Source organism: bacterium (assembly GCA_035307765.1).
In the GTDB taxonomy this organism is placed as follows: domain Bacteria; phylum Sysuimicrobiota; class Sysuimicrobiia; order Sysuimicrobiales; family Segetimicrobiaceae; genus Segetimicrobium.
Genome location: DATGHU010000005.1, coordinates 136766 through 156744, shown reverse-complemented (window position 1 = coordinate 156744; position 19979 = coordinate 136766). Strand labels below are relative to the sequence as shown.

Genomic DNA, 19979 nt, shown 5'->3' with positions numbered 1-19979 from the left:
GGCGGACCACGTCGAGGAGGGTGGAGAGATGTTTTCGCTGACGGGCAAGGCCTGTGTGGTGACGGGGGCGAGCCGGGGAATCGGCCGCGCGATCGCGTTGGCCTTCGCCGAGCAGGGCGCCGATCTTGTCCTGTCCGCCCGGAGCCGCGATGGCCTCGAGGAGGTGGGGCGCCTGATCGAAGCGCGGGGGCGGCGGGCGGTAATCCAGATTACGGATGTTACCGTTTTAGACCAGCTGGGCGCCGCGGCCGAGACCGCGGTTGCCCGCCTTGGAAAGATCGATGTTTGGGTCAACAACGCCGGGGGCTTTACCGAGGCCCCAGGAAGCACGAGCGAATGGCTTGAGGTGACCGAGACGGGGTGGGAGCAGATGCTTCGGTTGAACCTCACGGCGCAGGTGTTTGGGGCCCAGGCTGCGGCACGGGTGATGCGGCGGCAGGCCTCAGGGGGGGTCATTCTCTTTCTCTCCTCGATTGACAGCCTCTACGCTGCTCCGGGCGGCGAGGGCATCTACGGCGCCTGCAAGGCGGCGCTCAACAACATTACGCAGACGATGGCCGTTGAACTCGGGCAGCACCGGATCCGCGTGAACGCGATTGCGCCCGCGGTCGTCGAGACACCGCTTACCGCGGCGTGGCTCGCCAAGGACGCGGATCGGCGCGATCGTGCGGCATTCTACCCGCTGCGCCGAGTCGGTCAGCCCGCCGACGTTGCCGCCGCCGCTGTCTACCTTGCATCCGATGAAGCGGCCTGGGTGTCGGGAACGGTGCTCCTCGTTTCGGGCGGCGCGGTGATGACCAGCGATCCGTACCGGTACCTGATGCGGGTGAATCACGCCGCTGACCGGTAGGCTTTGCTGCGACGCTTCCGTCAAAGGCGTGTTGGTGACCGTGTGTTCACGGCCATGGCGAATCGGGTCCCGCCGTCCATGCGCGCCAAACCGAGTGGTGCCCACGATCTTGAGCGGACGACACAATGACAAGGGAGGACGGTATGTTCACAACGCTCGTGCTCTCCCACAGTGGGCGGGTTTCTCAGATTGCGCTCAGCCGGCCCCCCCTCAACCTGTTAACGGCGGAGATGTTAGGGGAACTTCACGCCGCCTTCGACCTGGTGCGGAGCCGAGCGGAGACGCGGTCAGTGATCCTGACGGGATCGGGACCTCGCGCGTTTTGCGCCGGGGCGGATTTGAACGAGGAGTCGCGACCCCGCGATGAAGGGGGCCGCGGCCTTCGCGACGCCGGTCGCCGTCTGGTGGAAGAGATCGAGACATTCCCCAAGCCGATCGTAGCCGCCATTCGAGGCTGGTGCATCGGCGGCGGGACGGGGCTGGCCTGGGCGTGCGATATTCGCCTTGCCGGGACGAGCGCAAAGTTCCGAGCGGGGGACGCCTATCTGGGGATTATCCCGACCTGGAGCCTGGGTATGGTGCGCCTCGTCCATTATATTGGGCGCAATCGGGCGTTGGATGTGCTGTTGTTGGGTGACGATATCAACGCTGAGCGGGCCGCGGAGCTCGGCCTGGTGAGCCTGGTGGTCCCCGATGATCAAGTCGATGGCGAGGCTCGGCGGGTCGCCGAGCGACTGGCGAGTGGCGCTCCCCTCGCGCTGCAAGCGATCAAGGAGGGGGTACGGTGTCAGTATCGCGAAGGGGTGGATCAGGCCGCGGAACTGGAAGAGCACTGGGCCCGGCGCATCCTCTCCTCCCACGATGCCCGCGAGGGGATCCAAGCTTTCCGAGATAGGCGAGCGCCTCAGTTCCGGGGCGAATAAGTGCAATCGGGGTGTCCGCGCAGGGGGGACTCACCCTCGCAAGTATTTTCGGCAATGACCGGCAGGGCGCGGAGGGTGCGGGTTCATTGCAGGTCTCGGCCGGCAGTTCCGGGGACCGCATTCGCTATCGGCCGCTGATCGGTTCGCGGAGCGGAAGATCTTTGAGCGGTCGCCGAAGCGGACGTGGGATGCAGCATCTTTGATATCGAATCCAGGACCTCCCGCTCCCGACGACGCATAGGGATCCGCCCCATGTCAGGGTTGGTTGGAGGAGGGACGTCTGTGATCGACCTGAAGCTCATCTCTCCATCGCACCTCGTCGAATACCATCGAACCATCGCAAAGTGGACGCGCTTGTCCGGCACCGCCGAGGAACGGGCGGCCGCGGCGTATGTGGAAGGCCAGCTCCGGGAGTTTGGATATACCACCCAGATTCTCGTTCACGACGCCTACATCAGCCTCCCCGGCCCCGCGACGCTGCGGATGACTGCCCCGGAGAGCCGGGAAATCTTCTGCATCACGCACTCGATGGGAGTGAAGACGGATCCTTCCGGTGTCATCGGGGAGCTGGTGTACGTCGGCAAGGGCACCCCCGACGAGTACGCCCGTGCGGGGGCCAAGGGGAAGGTGGCCCTGGTGGACGACATGGCGACTCCCGAACAGGCGGTTGAAGGAACCCGAGCGGGGGTGCGGGGTCTGATCTTCATCAGCGGCAGGCACGCCCACGAGATGTGCGTCTCGCCGATCTGGGGGAATCCGGCGGCCAGCACGATCCAGGCGCTTCCCCGCATCCCTCTGCTTTCGGTCCATCGTGCCGACGGAGAGATGCTGCGGGAGTTGTGCGCCAAAGCCCGGGTGGACGTGCACATGACAGCGGCCGTGGAGACCAAGTGGACCAATACCCCGATCGTGATTGCCGACCTTCGCCCCGGGCACTCCGAGGCCGATCCTGAGCAGTTCGTCCTCTTTTCCGGGCACTTGGACGGGTGGCACCTGGGGGCGATGGACAACGGCAGCGCCAACGCCACAATGTTGGAGGTTGCCCGGGTGCTCGCGTCCCGCCGCGCAGATTTTCGCCGCGGCCTGCGGCTGGCATTCTGGTCCGGGCACTCGCACGGGCGGTACTCCTCGTCCGCGTGGTACGTGGACCATCACTGGTTCGACCTCGCTGAGCACTGCGTAGCCCATGTGAATATCGACTCCGTCGGCGGGATCGCCGCCGACCGGTTCGTCACAAACTCCATGCCCGAGACTCTGGAGCTGGGTGCGTGGGCTGTCCGGCAGGTCGCACAAGCCGAACTCAACGGCAAACGCGTCGGACGGGACTCCGACCAGTCGTTCCTCGGCGTGGGCATCCCGTCCATCCTCGGTTCGCTTTCCCATCAAACGGACGGGAGTTTGGGGTGGTGGTGGCACACTCCCCACGACACGGTTGACAAGATCGACCCGGTGCGCCTCGTGCGGGACGCCAAAATCTTTGCCCTGGTGGTGGATCGGTGGCTGAGCGGCGAACTGCTGCCGTTGAACGCGTTGGCCGGTGCCGCGGACCTTCGGGCGAGCCTCGAAGGCCTCGCACGCGAGGCGGGGAGCGCGTTTGATCTCTCAGCCGCCACCGCCGCCGCCGTCGGCTTGGAAGATGCCTGCGGACGGCTCCAACAGGTCTCGGCGAGCGCCGCCGGGGTCCGCGCCCGAGAGATCAACGCCTGTCTTCTGGCACTCTGCCGCACGTTGATTCCCGCGACGTACACCTCCGCCGGTCGGTTTTCACATGACCCGGCCCTCGACAACGAGTTCCTCCCGCGGCTCGCCGCGGCCCGGAGATTGGCCTCGCTCCCACGCGAGAGTGATGCGGCCAGGTTCCTGCTGGTGGACCTCGTGCGGGGCCGGAACGCCGTGATCGCGGCGCTACGCGAAGCCCGCGCTGCGGTGGAGCGCTGCCTTGCGCGGGTGAGTTGAGAAGCCGTAATCTACTACCCTCCACTGGACCCGCGTTCCATTCGAACGGCGGGGGGCGCGCGGCGCGGAACGTCTGCCATTCCGTTGGAGGACTCCAAGCAACGGTCAGCGAAACGTCTCGGCCAATTGCGGTGGAAGATTTGCAGCAACATCGTATCAGCCTCCCTGGGCGCGTTCCCGGTGGGGCCGCCGGCTTGAGTCGACCGCGGAAGAACATCGCGGCGGTCTCTTGGCGACGTCGTTCACGCCCACAATCGGCTGGATGGCCTCCCCCGCGAGCAGTCCGCCCGATTCGCGGCATTTCCGGCGCCATGCACCTGACGGCCCCATCATGGTGGGGCACAGACCCGGAGGAGGGACAAGATGACAGGGAGTGATCGACTTTCCCGCCGGAGCCTGCTCCAAACGGCAGGACTGGGCGCCGCCGTGCTCGGGGCAGGCGCTGCTGGGCTCGGGGGGTTGTTCCAGCTCAGGAAGGCTGCTGCCGCTGCGGTCGGACCGGATACGCTGGCCGTTGCGCAGGGACTGGTGGTGCAGACGTTCGACCCTCAGATCGTGTACGACAATACCCTGGTGATTACACGCGGATTCTACGAGGGCCTCGTGTCCCTGAAAGGCGGTACCCCCGAGATCATTCCACGGCTTGCGACCTCTTGGAAGGGCACGCCGGATGCACGGGAGTGGACTTTCAAACTCCGCCCGGGTGTGCGGTTTCACGACGGCACGACATTGACGTCGGAGGCCGTGAAGATTGCCGTCGAGCGCTTGATCAAGATTAACCGCGGGCTGGCGTATGCTTTCAAGGGGACCGTGGCGAAGGTCGACGCCCCCGACCCGTTGACGGTCAGGTTTTCGCTCACCGGCCCCGACGCGGCGTTTGTCGCCAAGTTGGCCGCGGTCTCCGGGGCCCTGATGGTCAGCCCAAAGGCGATCGCGGATCACGCCCAGGGGGACGACCTTGGCCAGGGGTGGCTCAAGGATCACGAGGTCGGCACTGGGCCTTACGTGTTGGAGAGCTATGACAAGGGCGCCGGGCAGGTTGTGCTATCGGCGTTCCCCGGGTACTGGGGCGGGTGGCAGGGTTCTCACCTGAAGCGCATTATCTTCAAGATCGTGCCCGAGGCATCCACCCAGCGCCTGATGCTCGAGGGGGGTGACGCCGATGTCCTCACGGTCGTGGCGCCCGATGTCATCCAGGCCGTGGTCAAAGAACCTGGGATCAAGATTCTCGAGTTCCCAACGATGCGCATCTTCTACATCGCGATGAACTGTCAGCGTGAGCCGCTCAAAGACCCGAAAATCCGGCAGGCCCTATCCTACGCCTTCGACTACCCGAGCGCAAAAGACCTGATCTTCAACGGGCACCTCGATCCGCTGTACGGTCCGTTGCCCAACAATGATCCTGCGCACCTGTCAGCGTCCGACAAACCATATAGTTTCAATATGCAGAAAGCCAAGCAGCTGCTCAGTGAGTCGAGCCACCCGAACGGTGGGTTCAGCCTAAGCTGTTTTCTCTTTGCCGGAGACCCCACGTTTCGCAAGGCCGCAGAGATTCTCCAGGGACAGCTCAAAACTCTCAACATCGGCGTCAACATCCAGGAGCTCACCTCATCCGTCCTGCTGGACAAGGCCGCGAAGCCCGAGACCGCGCCCGACCTCCTGCCCGTCCGCAATTATCCGGACTACGCGGACCCCTCGGCGATGATCCTGGCGACGTTCGGCAAGGACGCGTGGGGATCGGCCGGGTGGAACTTCAGCTTCTACGCCAACGACAAGGTCGAGCAGATGATGGCGCAAGCGAATGGGATGACCGATCAACAAAAACGGACCCAGCTCTTCAAGGAGTCCCAGAAGATCATCGTGCAAGAGGCGCCGGCAATCTTCATCGGCACGCTGATCAACCAGGTGGCGGTCCGGTCCAACGTCCAGGGTTACGTCTACAATCCGTTGTTGGGGAATACGTTCGACTTGTACGCGATCCACAAGAGTTAAGAGCGTTCCGCCGATTGGGCGCATACGTTCTCAGGAGGCTCGCCCTGCTCCCGCCCCTCCTGGTGGGGGTGAGCCTCCTTCTCTTTTCCCTCACCCATCTCGTGCCGGCCGACCCTGCCAAGTTGATCGCCGGCGAGCACGCTGGGCCCGAGCAGATTGCGGCCGTGCGCCACGCGTTTGGTTTGGATCGCCCCCTGCCCGAGCAGTACCTGGTGTATCTCGCGAAGCTGGCGCGTGGGGACCTGGGTGTGTCCATGCAGACCGACAGTTCGGTGTCGGGCGATTTGATGCAGTACTTCCCGGCGACGATCGAGCTTGCGGTATCTGCGATGGTGCTGACGATCTTGCTCGCGGTCCCTCTTGGCATCATCGCGGCGATCCGGCGTGGCAGCGCGATCGATTTGATCGCCCAGGTCCTCAGCCTGAGTGGTCTCTCTTTTCCGATCTTCTTCTTCGGGCTCCTGTTGCAGCTCGGATTGTCGAGGTGGTTGGGGTGGTTCCCGCTGTCCGGTCGGCTGGGAATCACGGCGCTCCCGCCGTCCCACCTGACCGGATTGTACGTGATCGACAGCCTGGCCACGGGAAACCTCGCCGGGTTGCGCAGCGCGCTGGCGCACCTGGCGCTCCCTAGTCTGACCCTCGCCCTCGCGTCGCTCGCTCCCACGGTTCGGATGACGCGCTCAACGATGCTCGAAGTGCTCTCCCAGGATTACATGCGAACGGCGTGGGCGAAGGGCCTTGTCCCCACGCGTATATTCCTCCGGCACGGCCTCCGGAATGCCCTGATCCCGATCGTCACCGTGCTCGGCCTGTACGCGAGCGGTCTCCTCGGCGGGGTGTTCCTGGTGGAGTTGATTTTTAACTGGCCAGGAGTGGGATTGTACAGTGTGAACGCGATCACCGCACTGGACTATTCGGCGATCATGGGCACCTCGCTGCTCCTCACGGTGGCGTTCGTGCTCATCAATCTCGCGGTGGACCTGCTCTATGCCTTCATCGACCCGCGCATACGGTACTAGTTATCTTGCGCGGTCGGTTCGGCTCCTTGCCCAGATTCCCGCGGCGTGGATCGGGGCCGCCATCGTCATCTTTCTCATTCTGTTGGCGCTGTTCGGCCCGGCGGCGGCGCCGTTTGATCCTCTGCGCATCTCCGTCGCCGACAAGCTCCTTCCACCGTCGCCACGCCATTGGTTTGGGACCGACGACCTGGGCCGGGATCTGCTGAGCCGCGTAATGACCGGTGCGCGCATTTCGCTCAGCGTCAGCGCGATGGTGCTGGCGATCGCAATGACCCTGGGCGTCGGGTTGGGCTTGATCGCCGGGTCGGCGGGGGGCTGGGCGGACGAAGCGATCATGCGCACCACCGACGTCTTCCTGGCGTTCCCGCGGCTTGTGCTGGCGATCGCGATTGCCGCGACGCTCGGGCCGGGCTTGTACAACGCGATGGTCGCGATCGCGCTCTCCTGGTGGCCGTGGTACACACGCCTCGTTCGCGGGCAGCTCCTTTCGCTGCGGCAGCAAGAATTCGTCCTCGCAGCGGTCTCCGTCGGGACGGGCGGCAGCCGCATCCTCCTCCGCCATCTCCTGCCAAACGTCGGGACGACCGTCGTGATTCAGGCCTCGATCGATGTCGGGTATGCGATTCTCGCAACGGCAGGCTTGAGCTTTATCGGGCTGGGCGCTCAACCGCCGACACCCGAATGGGGGGCGATTATCGCTCAGGCGCGCAGCTATATGGTCGACGCGTGGTGGTATCCGACGTTTCCTGGGGTGGCGATCTTCCTGGCGGTATTGGGGTTCAACTTGCTGGGGGACGCGGTCCGTGATGCCTTTGATCCGAGGCTTCGATCGCTGCGCTAATCCCCCACGGGCCGGTTCACAACGCGGTCCGAGGCAAGACCTCGCCGACCCCTCGGTTCATCCACACCGGTCCGGGAATGGAAGCGAGTCGCGTGGGCGCCAGGTTGAGTCGCAACGATGAGCGGGAGGCCGAGGTTCCCCCCCTCCCGGCGAGTGCTCCCATGATCCCCCGTTGCCCCGGAGGATGGCGGCAATCAGCCAGGAGAGCTTCGCTGCCCCCCCGGGTCGCCTCTCTTAACGTCTACCGCTTGCTCGCGGCCGCCGGGACGCCTGGGGGGGCGCTGGACGTCCCGCGGTCGGCCATGCCAGGCCTCAGGATCTGGTAGAGGATAATCGCCCCGAGGGCGCCCAGTCCCAGATTGTTGAGCTCGAAGGCGCCGTGCTTGATGCTTGCTCCGCCCGCCGCCAGGATGAGCGGAATCGCCGCGGTGGCGAGGTTGGCCCGGTTGGAGAAGTCTACGCGACCGTCCACCCAAATCTTGCCTCCGATCGCGGCGATGAGTCCAAACAGGTATAATTCGATGCCCCCGAGCACGCTCACCGGAATGCTGTCGACCAAAGCGCCAAACTTTGGGATAAACCCGAGCAGCAGCGCCGCCACGGCAGCGACGATGTATACCGGAATCGAGAACACCCGCGTGACGCCCATGACTCCGATGTTCTCCGCGTAGGTGGTCTCTCCGGTGCCCCCGAAGAGCGCACTGAGCATCGTTCCGACCCCGTCCCCCATGAAGGCCCGACCGAGGGACCCGCTCAGGTCCCGTTTCATCAAGCCGCTGATGGCATAGATGTGACCGGCATTTTCCGCGATGAGGACAATGGGAATGAACCAGAACAGGCTCAGTGCCCTCACGCTGAACTGCGGGGGGAAACTAAACTGGGGGTGGCCAAACCACTGCGCCCCGGTCACCAGGCCAAAGTTGACATGGCAGCCCGCCGACGCCGCGGCGCAGGACGGATCGACCACCGCAACCAGATAGCCGACAATGATCCCGACAAGAATCGGCAGGAGCCGGAGGAACCCGCGGAGATAGACGCTCGCCAGTACGGCGGCGAGCAGCGTGATCGATGCGGTGAAGAGGCCTTTGGAGTAGTTTGCCCAGGCGACGCCCGCGAGGGCAAGGCCGATCACCGCGACGACCGTGCCGGTGACGACCGGAGGCATGAAAAAGCGGATGACCTCAGCCCCGGCCTTGTGGACCACCACTCCGACGAGAAAGTACAGCGCGCCCGCGATGAAAATCCCGCCGAAGGCGAGCGATTGATTGTGCCCGGCACCACCCTGAATGGCGAGGACCGATCCGATGAAGGAGAAGGAAGACCCGAGGTAGCTCGGGATCTTGCCCCCGGTCATGGCGAGGAAGATCAGGGTGGCCACGCCACTGAAGAAGAGCACGGTGTTCACGTTGAATCCGAGGATAAGCGGTACCAGCACCGTGGCCCCGAACATGGCCATGACATGCTGGATGCCGAGGAAGGTCGTTTGGAGCCAAGGCAGGCGATCTTCTGGATAGTAGATGGCTTCGTGTTCCCCGGGAACGGTGTTTGTGGCCATACGCGCTATCCCCCCTGGGCAACGTATGACGTCAAAACCGGTTCTCTTCGCTTGTTCTGCCTGCTCAGGTCCCTCTCCTCTGACGGCGTTTGCACGCCGGCCGTGGCCCCCGAGCCGGCGAAATGCGGTGGCGCGCGCGGCGGCAATGCTGGATCCCCGATGGCCCGATCTTCCGCCGGCCGCGGATGTTGCCGCAGCGGTGTGCCGCTTCAGGTGCCGGTCGCCCGAGCAATCGCCGCAATCCGGTCGGCGAAGTTCACCTGGCTGTCGTCCTGGGGTTCATACCCGATCGTCCGGCGGGCATTGGCGATGCTCCAGAAGCGGTGGGTGTTGCCGCTGATGCCGTAGACGATCAAGAAGGGCACGCCGTGCTGGTCGGTGATGTCCTCGGTCTCGACCATGCGGATCGCCTGCTGCACCTGGTCGCGTCGGGAGAGATATGCGCCCAGAGCGCGGTGCATCGCTTTGATATTCCCCCGCTGCACTCGATCGATGTCGTCATCCCTCGGAGCGCCGATCCGCCATTGGACGATCTCCAGCTTTCGGCCCTCGACCTGGCCCGTGGCGAAGACGAACCCCAAGAGCTCGTAGGCGCCTTTGGCCCAGCCGTACCAGTTGTCGGACCGGGGCGGCATGTCTGGGGTGACGCTTTCCATTTTCTCCTGCCAGATCAGGCGCTCGTAGTAATCCGCCGCGTGGTTGGAGCTGGCCACGACCACACGGCGGACGCCTTCTTCGAGGGCCGTCTTGTAGACGTTGTAGGCCAACGCGACGTTTTGGTACTCCGCCCAGAACTTGGCATCGCTGTTGTCCTGCCAGGTGGTGGCATCGAGGCCCGGGGCGCTGACGTACCCGCAGTGAATCACGGCGTCGGCGCCGCGGAAGTGTTGGCGGTATTCGTTGCGATCCGGCCGAGTGAGATCCGCGACCACCAGCCCCGGGATCGATTTCCCGTCCCGCGCGGCCGTTCGAACGTCGATCGGGACCAACTCCCATCGTGTGTTGAGCTCCGGAAGCATGCGCTGGGCGATGTATCCGGCCGCCCCGATGAGGACCACTCGCCGCGTGTTCATGGTGAGCCCTCTGCCCTCGGCGTCAGACGTGAGACCGCAATTCCATTCGATGGGCACCATCGACCGCCCCTGCCGTTGGGGGCAGGAACGGGTCACGCAACGACCGAACCTGGCTCGAGCCGGAGGTGAGCACGTCTCGAGACCGCCGGGGGACGGCGAACGAGACGGCTGCGACCTTCGGCAGGCCTGAGATGTGGCTGACGACATCGAGGGAGTAGGACAATCGTGGGGAGCCGTTGTCCGAGGTGGGAAGTTGGCGCGTTGAGAGATACCCGTGCAGCGGTTTGACCTGTTGATCCGGGGTGGGGAGGTGGTGACCCCCGACGCGGTTCGTCGGCTCGACATCGGGATTGCCGACGAACGGATCGCCGCGCTCGGCGCGCCGGGGACGCTCAAGGCGGCCGAGCGGACCATCGATGCGGAAGGGAGAGTTGTGTTCCCTGGCGTCATCGACGCCCACCTCCACTGCAAGATCCACAGCCACCATGTCGATGCGCTCCCCATCACGATGGCTGCGGCGGCGCGCGGCGGAGCAACGAGTGCCATCGTCCACCTCCTGCCGAGCGCGGCCGAGCGCGTTTCCGCTTCTGACCTGCTGAACGAATTCCGCGATCTGGGCGCGCGCGAGGGCGTCGTTGATTTTTCCTTTCACGCGTGGCTCGCCGAACGGGACGGGGTGCTGGACGAGATCCCCCGACTGATCGCCGAGGGGATTCCGTCTTTCAAACTGTTCCTGGCCTATCGGTCCATCGGCCGCATGGCCAGCGACGGCCACCTCCTTTCCGCCATGGAGGCCATCGCCTCCGCGGGCGGTCTGTTGCTGGTGCATGCCGAGGACGGGGAAGTGATCGATCGGCGGATCGCCATCCAGCGAGCCCGCGGGCGGGTCGCCCCGGCGGATTTTCTGTGGACCCACCCGGACGAAGCGGAATGGCTGGCGATCCACAAGGCCCTGCAGTACGCGCGGTTGACGGGCTGCCCCCTCTATATGGTGCACGTCAGCACGCCGCGGGGCGTCGAGCTCATCGCGGCGGCGCGGGGCGAAGGACAGGTGGTGTGGGCCGAGACCTGCCCGCAGTACTTGGAGCTGACCGATCAGGAACTGGCACGGTGGGGTCCGCTGGCGAAGATCTCACCGCCGTTGCGCGACGGCGCGACCGCCGCCGGGCTGTGGCCCCATCTTTCCGCTGAGCGGATTCAGGTGATCGGGTCTGACCATTCCCCCCATTCACGCGAGACGAAGGCCGGGGGCTTCCGCGACATCTTCGAGTGCTGGTACGGCGCTCCCGGCGTGCAGACGATGCTGCCCGTCATGTGGGATGCGTGCCGGCGGCGCGGGATCCCGCCGACAGTACTGGCCCGCGTCCTCGCCGCGACCCCCGCGCGCATCTTCGGCCTGGCCGGAAAGGGGGTCATCGCTCCGGGCATGGATGCCGACCTCGTGCTCATCGATCCGGAGCGCGAGGTGGAAATCCGCAGCGAGGGCCAGGTGGGTGGATCCGGCTACACCCTGTATCACGGCCGGCGGGTGCGCGGGTGGCCGGTGATGAGCTTTCTTCGCGGCCGGGTGCTCTTGGATGGCGACACGCTGCGGCTGCCGGGGGGATCCGGGCGGTACCTCGCCCGTCGCGGGGGCGGGGGTCGGTGAGCGCGGGCTTCAGCGCGCCTTCTGCTGCGCCAGCCCGTAGAAGAAGTTCATGACGACGGCGGCGGCCCAGTTCGCGGTCATGCCGAAGTGGTCGGTCGGCGGCGAGAGCTCCACGATCTCCAGCCCCGCGCATTTTCGTTGGGCGGCCAGTTCGCGCACGGCCATGATCACGTCGCGGCCGTCGAGGCCGAAGGGGTTGGGGGCGGCGGTCCCCGGAGCGCTCGACTGGTCGACGCCGTCGACGTCGATGCTGATGTAGATCGCGTCCGCCTCCCCGGCTCGGTCCAGCGCCACGTCGATCGCGTGCCGGATTCCCCGCCGCCACACCTCGATGTTGGAGAGGACGGCGATCCCGTGGGCTTGGGCGTAGCGATGGTGCGTCGGATTGTTGTTGAAGTCCGCGATGCCGATCTGGGTCATCTGCGACCCCCGGACCTGGTCGGGATGCCGCTCCAGCAGCAGGCGGTAGGGCACGCCGCTGGACAACGCGCCGAGGTGCGATTCACGGAGATCGTGGTGCGCATCGATCTGAATCAGGGCGATCGTCTTCCTCCGGAGCCCCTCGCACAGGCCGCGCACCGCCGGATAGGAGATGGAGTTGTCCCCGCCGATTATGGCCGGCCGGATTCCGCGCTTGGAGAGGAAGCGGGTGGCGTCGGAAATGTTCCGGAAAGTCGTCTCCATATCCGTGACGATCGTCGCGACGTCCCCGACGTCCGCCGCGCGCAGATGATCCATCGCGACGCCATCGCTCGTACTGTACGTGGTGTACCCGGGCAGCGCGGATCGAACGGCATCGGGGGCGTGCCGCGACCCGGAGCGGACCGTGCCGGCGCCGTCGAACGGCGCACCCAGGAACACCGCGTCCAGCTCCCACGTGCCGGTCCACTCCAGCCACGAGTTTGCCCGGGTCTCGACCGGGTCCCCTTTCAGCCAGTTGACGATGAGGCCCGGGGGCTTCAGCCTCGGTCGCGCACCCGAGGCGGCGGAACGGCGATCGGTTCTCGTCGGCTTGCGCCGGGGCATCAGCGTGACCCCTGAGATCGCGTGTGCGTTCGAGCGGACAAGCTCATCCTCCCTCACACCGGTGTGATCGTGACGTCGAGGACGGCGGTCTGCCCTTCACGGACGGCCCGGCGCGCCCGGTCCACCGCCGCCGGAACATCTTCAGGACGTACGACCCGCTCCCCGTATCCGCCCGCGCCCGCGGCGATTGCGGCAAAATCCACCCCCTCGCCGAAGCTGCTGAGGAATTCCCCCCCACGCACGGCATACCCCGAGGGATGCTGGCGCCGCGTGGCGTTCTTCGCCGCCGCCCAGCCCCTGTTGTTGTAGATGATGGCGAGGAACGGGGCGTGGTATCGCCGGCTCGTCCAGAGCGCCGCCGAGGGCACCCCGAATAGGAACGACCCGTCGCCCACCAGGCAGACCACCTCCGCCTCGGGGCGGGCCAACTTGACCCCAATCGATGCCCCCAACCCCCAGCCCAGGCTGGTGCCTCCGGCCGACAGCAGCGACCCGGGGAGTGATCGCGGCAGGTGCCGCGCGGTTTCGGGAGCGTGCGTGACGAGCTCGGTGACCGCGATCGCGTCGGGGGGGAGGATGCCGCCGAGCCACCGGGTCAGCCAGGCCGCGGTGATCGGGCCGCCGGGCGGCGGCGGCGGAGCCGCGTCCCGCCAGGCAGTGCGCCGCGCACCGGCTTCGTCCTCGAGGGCGCGGCGACGGCCGTCGACTCGGGCTTCCACGTCGGGGGTCCAGCCACACCGCAGCTCTTCAACGAGGCAGGAGAGCGTCGCCGCCGCATCGACCCGAGCCGAGAGATGTGCGGGAAACATCCAGAGGGGCAGATCCTCTTTGACGGGATCCAGGTCGAGGTGGATGATCCGCGCCCCCGCCGCCGGCTGTGCGGCCGACGGGATCCAAGGCACATCGCAGTCGACGACCAGGACGAGGTCGGCCGTCCCCAGGCGCGGGTGCCACCCGGCGCCGAGGTAGAGGGGGTGGTCGGTTGGAAAGTTCATGTACGCTCGGGGCAGCATCTCCGCCACGGGAAGGGCCAACTGATCGGCGAGCGCGACGAGCGCGCCGACGGCCGCCGCGCGGCGGCCGATGTAGCTGGTCACGGCGACGGGCCGCTCCGCGGCGCGGAGCCACCGGGCGATTTGGCGGAGGGCCGCACCGTCGGGGATCGTCGGCACAGGCGGCACGGACGACGCGGGGTCCGGCAGGTCGACAGCGTCGATGGGCTCCTCCAGGACCTCCCGCGGGGCCGTGAGGTAGACGGGGCCCCCCGGATCGGCGACCGCCAGGCGGAGCGCCCGCTGCACCACCAACCCGATGTTCGCGCCGCGGTGCAGTTCGTACTCCCACTTCACGTAGGGACGGACGATGCCGGATTGGTCGTAGACGTCCTGCAGGAACTGGACGTAGCTATCGCGGCTCCCCTTCAGCTCACCGCGCTCGGTGAACGGCGTCCGCCCCGCCAGGATCAGCACTGGAATGCGCGAGCGGGCCGCATTATGCACGGCCCCTCCCAGGTTGGCGGTTCCGGCATCGACGTGGACCAGGACAACCTGGGGCCGTCCGGTCACCTGAGCGAATCCGTGGGCCGCGGACAGCGCGACACTCTCATGGGGGCACTGGATGATCTTGGGCGCCGGTCGGCCGAGGGCGTGGAACTTGGCCAAGGTCTCGATCAGGGGCGGATGATCGGTGCCGAGATTGGCAAAGATCAGCTCCACCCCGGCCGCTCGCAAGGCTTCCACGAGCGCATCGGCCGCGGTGTCCACGGCGACCCGCCGGCCCGCCCCGACGTCATCGGCCATGCGCCGGTCGCCGCTGGCGGGCGTCAGACGCCCGCGGACGATTTCAGCCGGTCCCGATACTGCTTCCGGAACTTCGCCACCTTGGGCGCGACCACGGCCCGACAATAGGGCTGTTCCCCATTCAATCTGAAGTATTCCTGGTGGTAGTCTTCCGCCCGGTAAAAGGTGGTAAACGGCGTGACTTCGGTGACGATGGGGGCGTGCCACACCCGCGACGCGGTCAGCTCCCCGATCAGCTGCTCGGCGGCCGCCTTCTGCGCCGGAGTGTGGTAGAAGATAGCGGAGCGGTACTGTGTTCCCGTGTCCGGCCCTTGTCGGTTGAGGGTGGTTGGATCGTGCACCGAGAAGAACGCCTCGAGGATCTCCCGAAACGAGACCACCGTCGGGTCGAAGGTGATCTGGACCACCTCCGCATGTCCGGTGGTCCCGCTGCATACCTGCCGGTAGCTGGGGGTGGTCACCGTCCCGCCGGAGTACCCCGACTCGACCATCTTGACGCCCTTCAGGTCGTCGAAGACGGCTTCGATGCACCAGAAGCATCCGCCGGCGAGCGTGGCGACCTCCTGGTGCGGCGGGTGCGCGTTCCCGGTCTGCTCGGTGTGGCTCATCGCTCTGCCTCTCCGTGATGCGGGTCCCAACCACGGGGAACGTTCAATGCGAACAGGGCGGCGTTCCTGCAAGGCTCGCGATCCGGGATGAGTCGCGAGATCGGTCGCGAATTCTCGTCGTGGAGCAGCGCGGCGGCGCCGGGAATCGGCGACGACGCGCGGTCGGAGAGGGGGATGTGACGACGCGGATCCTGCAATCGTGGAGCGGCGGGAAGGACAGCTGCCTGACCCTGGCCGAGCTCATTCGGGACGGCGTGTATCGGGTCGAGGTACTGCTCTCGACGATCACGGAGGGGTACGATCGCGTCAGCATGCACGGAGTCCGTCGCGTCCTCCTGGAACGCCAGGCCGCGGCCCTGGGGTTTCCCCTCCACCTCGTCCCCATCCCGCCGAACGCCACCAACGAAGCGTACCAGTCCCGGATGGAGGAGGCATTCGACGGCTATCGACGGCAGGGGCTCAGCACGGTCGCCTTTGGCGATCTCTTCCTCGAGGACATCCGTCGGTATCGAGAAGAGTGGCTGGCCCGGGAGGGGATGCGGGCGATCTTTCCGATCTGGAAGCGCGAAACGGACAGGCTGGCTCGAGAGTTTGTCGATAGCGGCTACCGGGCGGTCGTGGTCTGCGTCGATACCCGGGTCCTGGACCCTTCCTTCGCCGGCCGCCGCTTCGATCGCGGGTTGCTCGCTGCGCTCCCCCCGACCGTCGATCCGTGCGGCGAGAACGGGGAGTTCCACACGTTTGTGTTCGACGGGCCGATCTTTCACCGGGAGGTGGCGTGGACCCCCGGCGAGACCGTGCAGCGTGATTGTTGGGCCTTCTTCGATCTCGTGCCGGGGGAGTAAGCCGCGGCCGGGTTCAGGGGGTCGCCGGCGTCCGAAGGTAACTCCCGAGGATCGTCGTGAACTCGACGAGGTTCCCAAATGGATCGCGGCAGAAGAAGCGCGGTCGGTTCGGGATCGCGATGGTGTCGTAGGGCTTATAGCCCGCAGTCTCAAGCCGGCTCCGCAGCTGCCCGAGATCCTCAATCTCCAAGGCGAGGTGACGCGGGTGCTCGGGGTCGGGGCCGCCCGGGAAGAAGTGCATCTCGACCCCGCCGGCGCCGGCCGAGAACCACACCAGCCCCCGGTGCTCGAGGGTATGCGGGATGGGCACCTCTGCCAGCCCGAGCAGCGCCCCGTAGAATGCCCGCACGTCGCCCTGCCTCCCGGCGGGATACGGGGACGAGACGTGTTGCAGCCGCGGCAGTGACATGCCGATTCACCTCCGGCATCTGAGTTCGCGCCCGCCGGGCGACATCCTGGTGCGGCACCGACGGCGGCGGTTTACCAGGTCTTTCCCCCGCCGGCGTTGGGCACCATACCTGTGCCGGACTTTCCCAGTCGGTCTAAAGCCTCAACAGCTGCGAGGTGTATGATGCGGATGGCGTTGGCTCTGGCGATTCTGATGCTGACCACAACGGTGGCGGTGGGAAACTCGACCACGTCCGCTCCCAGTGCGACCCTTGCTCGCCTCTCGGGTCTGAGCGGGCAGACGTTCGACATCGCCTTCCTGCAGTCGCTGGTCCCCGCGGACGAGGAGGCCGTGGAGATGGCAATGACCGCGACCCTGTACGCCGATCACCCCGATCTCCTTCGGTGGAATCAAGACTTCGTTGAGCGAGAGAACGGCCAGGTCCGGCAGACGCTCTCCCTGCTACAGGCGATGGGGGCGGGCCCCGCCGAGCGACGGGCGGGGGTGGCGACGACATCCGTCAAGAAGCTCCGGACCCTGCGGGGGTCCGCGCTGGAGCGTGCGTACCTCCCCATGCTGGCGGCACAGTTGGACCAGACCTCCGCGCTGGCGCGCCTGGCGTCGGAGAAGTCGAGCCGGCCGGAGGTGCGGGCCTTGGCCCTCCAAGCGCTGAAGGACGGAGGCGGTGCATCGGCGGTTCTGCGCGGCTGGTTGAAGGCGTGGTACTGACGGAGATCCGGGCGCCCCGACACCCACCGGAAGTGCGCCGGGCTCGCCCCTGGGGTCGAGCGGTCCGATCCCGGCGTAGCGGGGCGTGGAGGCCACCTTGTGACCTCGAGGATGCATGAACTGCCCGCCGAGAGCGGGGAGCAACTGCGCCTGCGCGAACAGTTACGGGCCGAGCTGCGCACGGCCTACGACGACATCATCACCGGGTGGGCCCGGGCACTCGACATGCGAGAGCAGCAGGCGGAGGGACACAGCGCCCGGGCGGCCGACCTCACCGTCCGGCTCGGCCGGGCGCTCGGCCTGGACGAGGAAGTGCTGGTGCACCTGCGGCGCGGGGCGCTGCTGCACGACATCGGGACGATGTTGATTCCGGACGCGGTTCTGCTCAAGCCCGGTCCGCTGACCGCGCAGGAGTGGGAGGCGATCCGTCGCCACCCCACCTATGCCTACGAAATTCTCTTCCCAATCACCCAGTTTCGCCCGGCACTGGACATCCCGTACTGCCACCATGAGAAGTGGGACGGGAGCGGCTACCCTCGCCGCCTGGTGGGCGAACAGATCCCCATCGCCGCGCGGATTTATTCGGTCGTCGACGTCTGGGACGCACTCTGCTCTCAGCGCCCCTACCGCGCGCCCTGGACCCCCGAGGAGGCGCAGGAGTACATCTGCGACCACGTCGGGCGGGAATTCGACCCCGGGACCGTCGACGCGTTCATCGCGATGGATCGAGACCCCCCCTCCTGATCACCGGCTGAGGTCCCGGGAAGCCGGTCGGGGGCCCCGCCTCCAGGAGGTCGCTCGCCGCCCCCGAAGCCCTGCTCGAACGAGCCCGCCGCCTCCGGTTCCCACGGCGGCCGGTCCGGAGGGCCATCGATGGACCGCCATCTTAAGGTCAATCAATCCACCTGGGACACCTGGGCCCGGTACCATCTGCGGGGGCCGTTTTACGATGTGGAAGGGTTCAAGGCCGGCCGACGCCGCGACCGTGCCGGCCTGGATGCCCTGGAAGTCCGATTGCTCGGCGACGTTACCGGCAGGTCTTTGCTCCACCTCCAGTGCCACTTCGGCCTCGACACGCTCGCGTGGGCGCGACGGGGGGCGAAGGTGACGGGTGTTGACTTCTCCGGCGAGGCGATTGCGGCCGCGCGCGCGCTGGCCGAGGAGGTGGCGCCGGACGCCGCGTTTGTCGAAAGCGACCTGTACGATTTGCCGGGGCGGCTTCAAGGCGAATTCGACATCGTGTTCACTTCGCACGGGGTGTTGGGGTGGCTGCCCGACCTGGGCCGGTGGGCGGAGATCATCGCTCGCTTCCTCCGCCCCCGCGGGCGGTTCTGCATCGTGGAGGCCCACCCGTTCGCCCTGACCTTCGACGACGCACGCTCAGATCGGGAGCTCCGGCCCGGCTACCCCTATTTTCACCGCCGCGAGCCGATGCGGGTGGAGCGCGATGGTTCGTACGCCGCCCCCGACGCCCCGATTCGCAGCGTGACCTATCAGTGGGTCCACTCGATGTCGGATATCATCGGATCGCTCCTCCGCGCCGGGCTGCGGATCGACACATTCGAGGAATACCCGTTCATGGGATGGGCGATGCTCCCCTGGATGGAGGCACGATCGGACGGCTGCTGGGAGCTGCCTCCCGGGAGCGGGGACATTCCCCTGATGTTTTCGTTGACGGCCTCGAAGGACGTCCGCTGAGCGCGGGGGAGCGGGGGTGGGAGGTCGATTCCGCTACCGGGCAACGGCGAGGGTGCGGTTGACGGCATCCGGGGGCAGTGGTCCGCGCGCGGTCCAGCGGATCGCGTCCTCGAGTTGAGCCAGGTCCGAGTACCCCACGAGCACGGTGGAGACCGCCGGCTTGGCCAGCGCGAAGCGCAGGGCCAGTTCCAGCGGGCCTTCCACCCCGACCTCCCGGGCGAGCGCGACGAGCCCGCGCGCCCGCTCGAGATCCCGGTTGTACTCGGCGCCGCGCGCCAGGGGGTCTCCGGGGTCCCCGGCGTTGGCGTGCCGCTCCGGCGCGCCGGACACCGCTCCCGCCGCCATCACCCGGATGGCGATCACGCCCATCGCCGCGGCCGCCGCGGCGTCGATCAGTCCACCGAAATCCTGCCCGCCGCCGCTCGCGCCCGCGAACCCCGCGCTCGGGTTCAGCGCGTTGAAGTACGTCTGGATCGTCGCGAACCGGCCTGACCCGATCACCGCGAGGAGGGGTGCGGCTTCCCCCAATCCCGTGAGGCCGACGTGGGCGGCCAGCCCCTGCCGCGACGCTTCGTGCAATCCATCGGCGACCTCCCCCAGCACGGTCCCGAGGTCGAGGGCGTTCCCGCCGGTGGCCCCGCCGTCGGCGCGCACGGGGTTGTGAAGTTGCAGCAGGTCGATCGAATCGCGCCCCAGCCGCTTCAGGCTCTCTGTGGCCGATCGGAGGACCGCGTCCTTAGGGTTCCGGAGGTCGGCCGGCCGGAGGCGGACCTTCGTTCCCACGACGACGCGCCCCCAGGCGGCCAGGTCCCGAAACACGCGGCCGAGATTCGTCTCGGAGCGTCCGTCGCCGTAACTCGGCGCGGTATCGAAGTAGGTAATCCCCGCGTCGAGGGCCCGGGCCGCCGCCCGCCGCTGTTCTTCGGGATCGCCCCGGACGAACAATCCGCCGATCGCTCCCGATCCGTACCCGAGCGCCGACACGCGCAATCCCGTATTGCCGAGACTTCGGTAGTCCATGGCGATTCG

The 19979-nt window shown here is 66.8% G+C and carries 18 protein-coding genes; 11 read left to right on the top strand and 7 right to left on the bottom strand.

What is annotated here, in order from left to right; all coding sequences use genetic code 11:
• Window positions 1-28: 28 nt before the first annotated feature.
• The 6 genes from VKV57_01240 (at window position 29) to VKV57_01215 (ending at window position 7581) form a co-directional block, all read left to right on the top strand.
• Window positions 29-850, top strand: coding sequence for a glucose 1-dehydrogenase (locus VKV57_01240; GenBank protein HLW58528.1), 822 nt, complete (start codon window positions 29-31; stop codon window positions 848-850).
• A gap of 143 nt (window positions 851-993) precedes the next feature.
• Window positions 994-1773, top strand: coding sequence for an enoyl-CoA hydratase/isomerase family protein (locus VKV57_01235; protein ID HLW58527.1), 780 nt, complete (start codon window positions 994-996; stop codon window positions 1771-1773).
• 282 nt (window positions 1774-2055) lie between these two features.
• Window positions 2056-3729, top strand: a complete 1674-nt coding sequence (locus VKV57_01230; protein ID HLW58526.1) for a M28 family peptidase — start codon at window positions 2056-2058, stop codon at window positions 3727-3729.
• 363 nt (window positions 3730-4092) lie between these two features.
• Window positions 4093-5721, top strand: coding sequence for an ABC transporter substrate-binding protein (locus tag VKV57_01225; GenBank protein ID HLW58525.1), 1629 nt, complete (start codon window positions 4093-4095; stop codon window positions 5719-5721).
• A gap of 14 nt (window positions 5722-5735) precedes the next feature.
• Window positions 5736-6740, top strand: a complete 1005-nt coding sequence (locus VKV57_01220) for an ABC transporter permease (protein HLW58524.1) — start codon at window positions 5736-5738, stop codon at window positions 6738-6740.
• Window positions 6709-7581, top strand: a complete 873-nt coding sequence (locus tag VKV57_01215; protein ID HLW58523.1) for an ABC transporter permease — start codon at window positions 6709-6711, stop codon at window positions 7579-7581. The genes VKV57_01220 and VKV57_01215 overlap by 32 nt, the downstream gene beginning before the upstream one ends.
• A 241-nt stretch (window positions 7582-7822) precedes the next feature.
• Here the strand turns inward: VKV57_01215 and VKV57_01210 are convergent, their stop codons facing one another.
• Together VKV57_01210 and VKV57_01205 are read right to left on the bottom strand one after the other, a co-directional pair.
• On the bottom strand, window positions 7823-9136 hold the full coding sequence (locus VKV57_01210) for a solute carrier family 23 protein (protein HLW58522.1): 1314 nt from the start codon (window positions 9134-9136) through the stop codon (window positions 7823-7825).
• A 209-nt stretch (window positions 9137-9345) separates the two neighbouring features.
• Window positions 9346-10209, bottom strand: coding sequence for an NAD(P)-dependent oxidoreductase (locus tag VKV57_01205; GenBank protein ID HLW58521.1), 864 nt, complete (start codon window positions 10207-10209; stop codon window positions 9346-9348).
• A gap of 274 nt (window positions 10210-10483) precedes the next feature.
• Here VKV57_01205 and VKV57_01200 point away from each other — a divergent pair, with 274 nt between their 5' ends.
• A complete protein-coding gene (locus tag VKV57_01200) occupies window positions 10484-11857 on the top strand; it encodes an amidohydrolase family protein (GenBank protein ID HLW58520.1) in 1374 nt (457 codons plus the stop codon).
• A gap of 9 nt (window positions 11858-11866) precedes the next feature.
• Here VKV57_01200 and VKV57_01195 read toward each other — a convergent pair whose 3' ends face one another.
• From VKV57_01195 to msrA, 3 genes are read right to left on the bottom strand one after another with little or no spacing between them, the layout of a single operon-like run.
• Window positions 11867-12883 (bottom strand): agmatinase family protein, encoded by a 1017-nt coding sequence (locus VKV57_01195; GenBank protein ID HLW58519.1) that lies wholly within the window; start codon window positions 12881-12883, stop codon window positions 11867-11869.
• A 53-nt stretch (window positions 12884-12936) separates the two neighbouring features.
• Window positions 12937-14682: a thiamine pyrophosphate-requiring protein gene (locus VKV57_01190; protein ID HLW58518.1), complete on the bottom strand. Its 1746-nt coding sequence runs from the start codon at window positions 14680-14682 to the stop codon at window positions 12937-12939.
• Between the two features lie 23 nt (window positions 14683-14705).
• Window positions 14706-15290 (bottom strand): peptide-methionine (S)-S-oxide reductase MsrA, encoded by a 585-nt coding sequence (msrA, locus tag VKV57_01185; protein ID HLW58517.1) that lies wholly within the window; start codon window positions 15288-15290, stop codon window positions 14706-14708.
• Window positions 15291-15466: 176 nt separating this feature from the next.
• Between msrA and VKV57_01180 the strand changes: the two genes are divergently transcribed.
• Complete coding sequence (locus tag VKV57_01180) at window positions 15467-16135, top strand: ATP-binding protein (GenBank protein HLW58516.1); 669 nt, start codon at window positions 15467-15469, stop codon at window positions 16133-16135.
• A gap of 13 nt (window positions 16136-16148) precedes the next feature.
• Here the strand turns inward: VKV57_01180 and VKV57_01175 are convergent, their stop codons facing one another.
• Window positions 16149-16544 carry a VOC family protein gene (locus VKV57_01175; protein ID HLW58515.1) on the bottom strand — a complete coding sequence of 132 codons (396 nt, stop codon included), beginning with the start codon at window positions 16542-16544 and terminating at the stop codon, window positions 16149-16151.
• 168 nt (window positions 16545-16712) lie between these two features.
• On the opposite strand from VKV57_01175, the gene VKV57_01170 reads away from it, so the two are divergent.
• The 3 genes from VKV57_01170 (at window position 16713) to VKV57_01160 (ending at window position 18950) form a co-directional block, all read left to right on the top strand.
• Window positions 16713-17252 carry a DUF305 domain-containing protein gene (locus tag VKV57_01170; GenBank protein HLW58514.1) on the top strand — a complete coding sequence of 180 codons (540 nt, stop codon included), beginning with the start codon at window positions 16713-16715 and terminating at the stop codon, window positions 17250-17252.
• 99 nt (window positions 17253-17351) lie between these two features.
• Window positions 17352-17996 carry an HD-GYP domain-containing protein gene (locus tag VKV57_01165; GenBank protein HLW58513.1) on the top strand — a complete coding sequence of 215 codons (645 nt, stop codon included), beginning with the start codon at window positions 17352-17354 and terminating at the stop codon, window positions 17994-17996.
• A gap of 129 nt (window positions 17997-18125) precedes the next feature.
• The gene (locus tag VKV57_01160) at window positions 18126-18950 is read left to right on the top strand and encodes a methyltransferase domain-containing protein (GenBank protein HLW58512.1); all 825 of its coding nucleotides are present in this window, start codon (window positions 18126-18128) and stop codon (window positions 18948-18950) included.
• Between the two features lie 33 nt (window positions 18951-18983).
• Here the strand turns inward: VKV57_01160 and VKV57_01155 are convergent, their stop codons facing one another.
• Complete coding sequence (locus tag VKV57_01155; protein ID HLW58511.1) at window positions 18984-19970, bottom strand: aldo/keto reductase; 987 nt, start codon at window positions 19968-19970, stop codon at window positions 18984-18986.
• Window positions 19971-19979 lie beyond the last annotated feature (9 nt).

What these genes read in the sequence shown, in the direction of transcription:
- VKV57_01205 (HLW58521.1), bottom strand. Translation starts at nt 10,209, where the DNA reads ATGAACACGCGGCGAGTGGTCCTCATCGGGGCGGCCGGATACATCGCC.
- VKV57_01190 (HLW58518.1), bottom strand. Translation starts at nt 14,682, where the DNA reads ATGGCCGATGACGTCGGGGCGGGCCGGCGGGTCGCCGTGGACACCGCG.
- VKV57_01215 (HLW58523.1), top strand. Translation starts at nt 6,709, where the DNA reads ATGCCTTCATCGACCCGCGCATACGGTACTAGTTATCTTGCGCGGTCG.
- VKV57_01195 (HLW58519.1), bottom strand. Translation starts at nt 12,883, where the DNA reads ATGCCCCGGCGCAAGCCGACGAGAACCGATCGCCGTTCCGCCGCCTCG.
- msrA (HLW58517.1), bottom strand. Translation starts at nt 15,290, where the DNA reads ATGAGCCACACCGAGCAGACCGGGAACGCGCACCCGCCGCACCAGGAG.
- VKV57_01160 (HLW58512.1), top strand. Translation starts at nt 18,126, where the DNA reads ATGGACCGCCATCTTAAGGTCAATCAATCCACCTGGGACACCTGGGCC.
- VKV57_01210 (HLW58522.1), bottom strand. Translation starts at nt 9,136, where the DNA reads ATGGCCACAAACACCGTTCCCGGGGAACACGAAGCCATCTACTATCCA.
- VKV57_01235 (HLW58527.1), top strand. Translation starts at nt 994, where the DNA reads ATGTTCACAACGCTCGTGCTCTCCCACAGTGGGCGGGTTTCTCAGATT.
- VKV57_01155 (HLW58511.1), bottom strand. Translation starts at nt 19,970, where the DNA reads ATGGACTACCGAAGTCTCGGCAATACGGGATTGCGCGTGTCGGCGCTC.
- VKV57_01240 (HLW58528.1), top strand. Translation starts at nt 29, where the DNA reads ATGTTTTCGCTGACGGGCAAGGCCTGTGTGGTGACGGGGGCGAGCCGG.
- VKV57_01170 (HLW58514.1), top strand. Translation starts at nt 16,713, where the DNA reads ATGGCGTTGGCTCTGGCGATTCTGATGCTGACCACAACGGTGGCGGTG.
- VKV57_01175 (HLW58515.1), bottom strand. Translation starts at nt 16,544, where the DNA reads ATGTCACTGCCGCGGCTGCAACACGTCTCGTCCCCGTATCCCGCCGGG.
- VKV57_01225 (HLW58525.1), top strand. Translation starts at nt 4,093, where the DNA reads ATGACAGGGAGTGATCGACTTTCCCGCCGGAGCCTGCTCCAAACGGCA.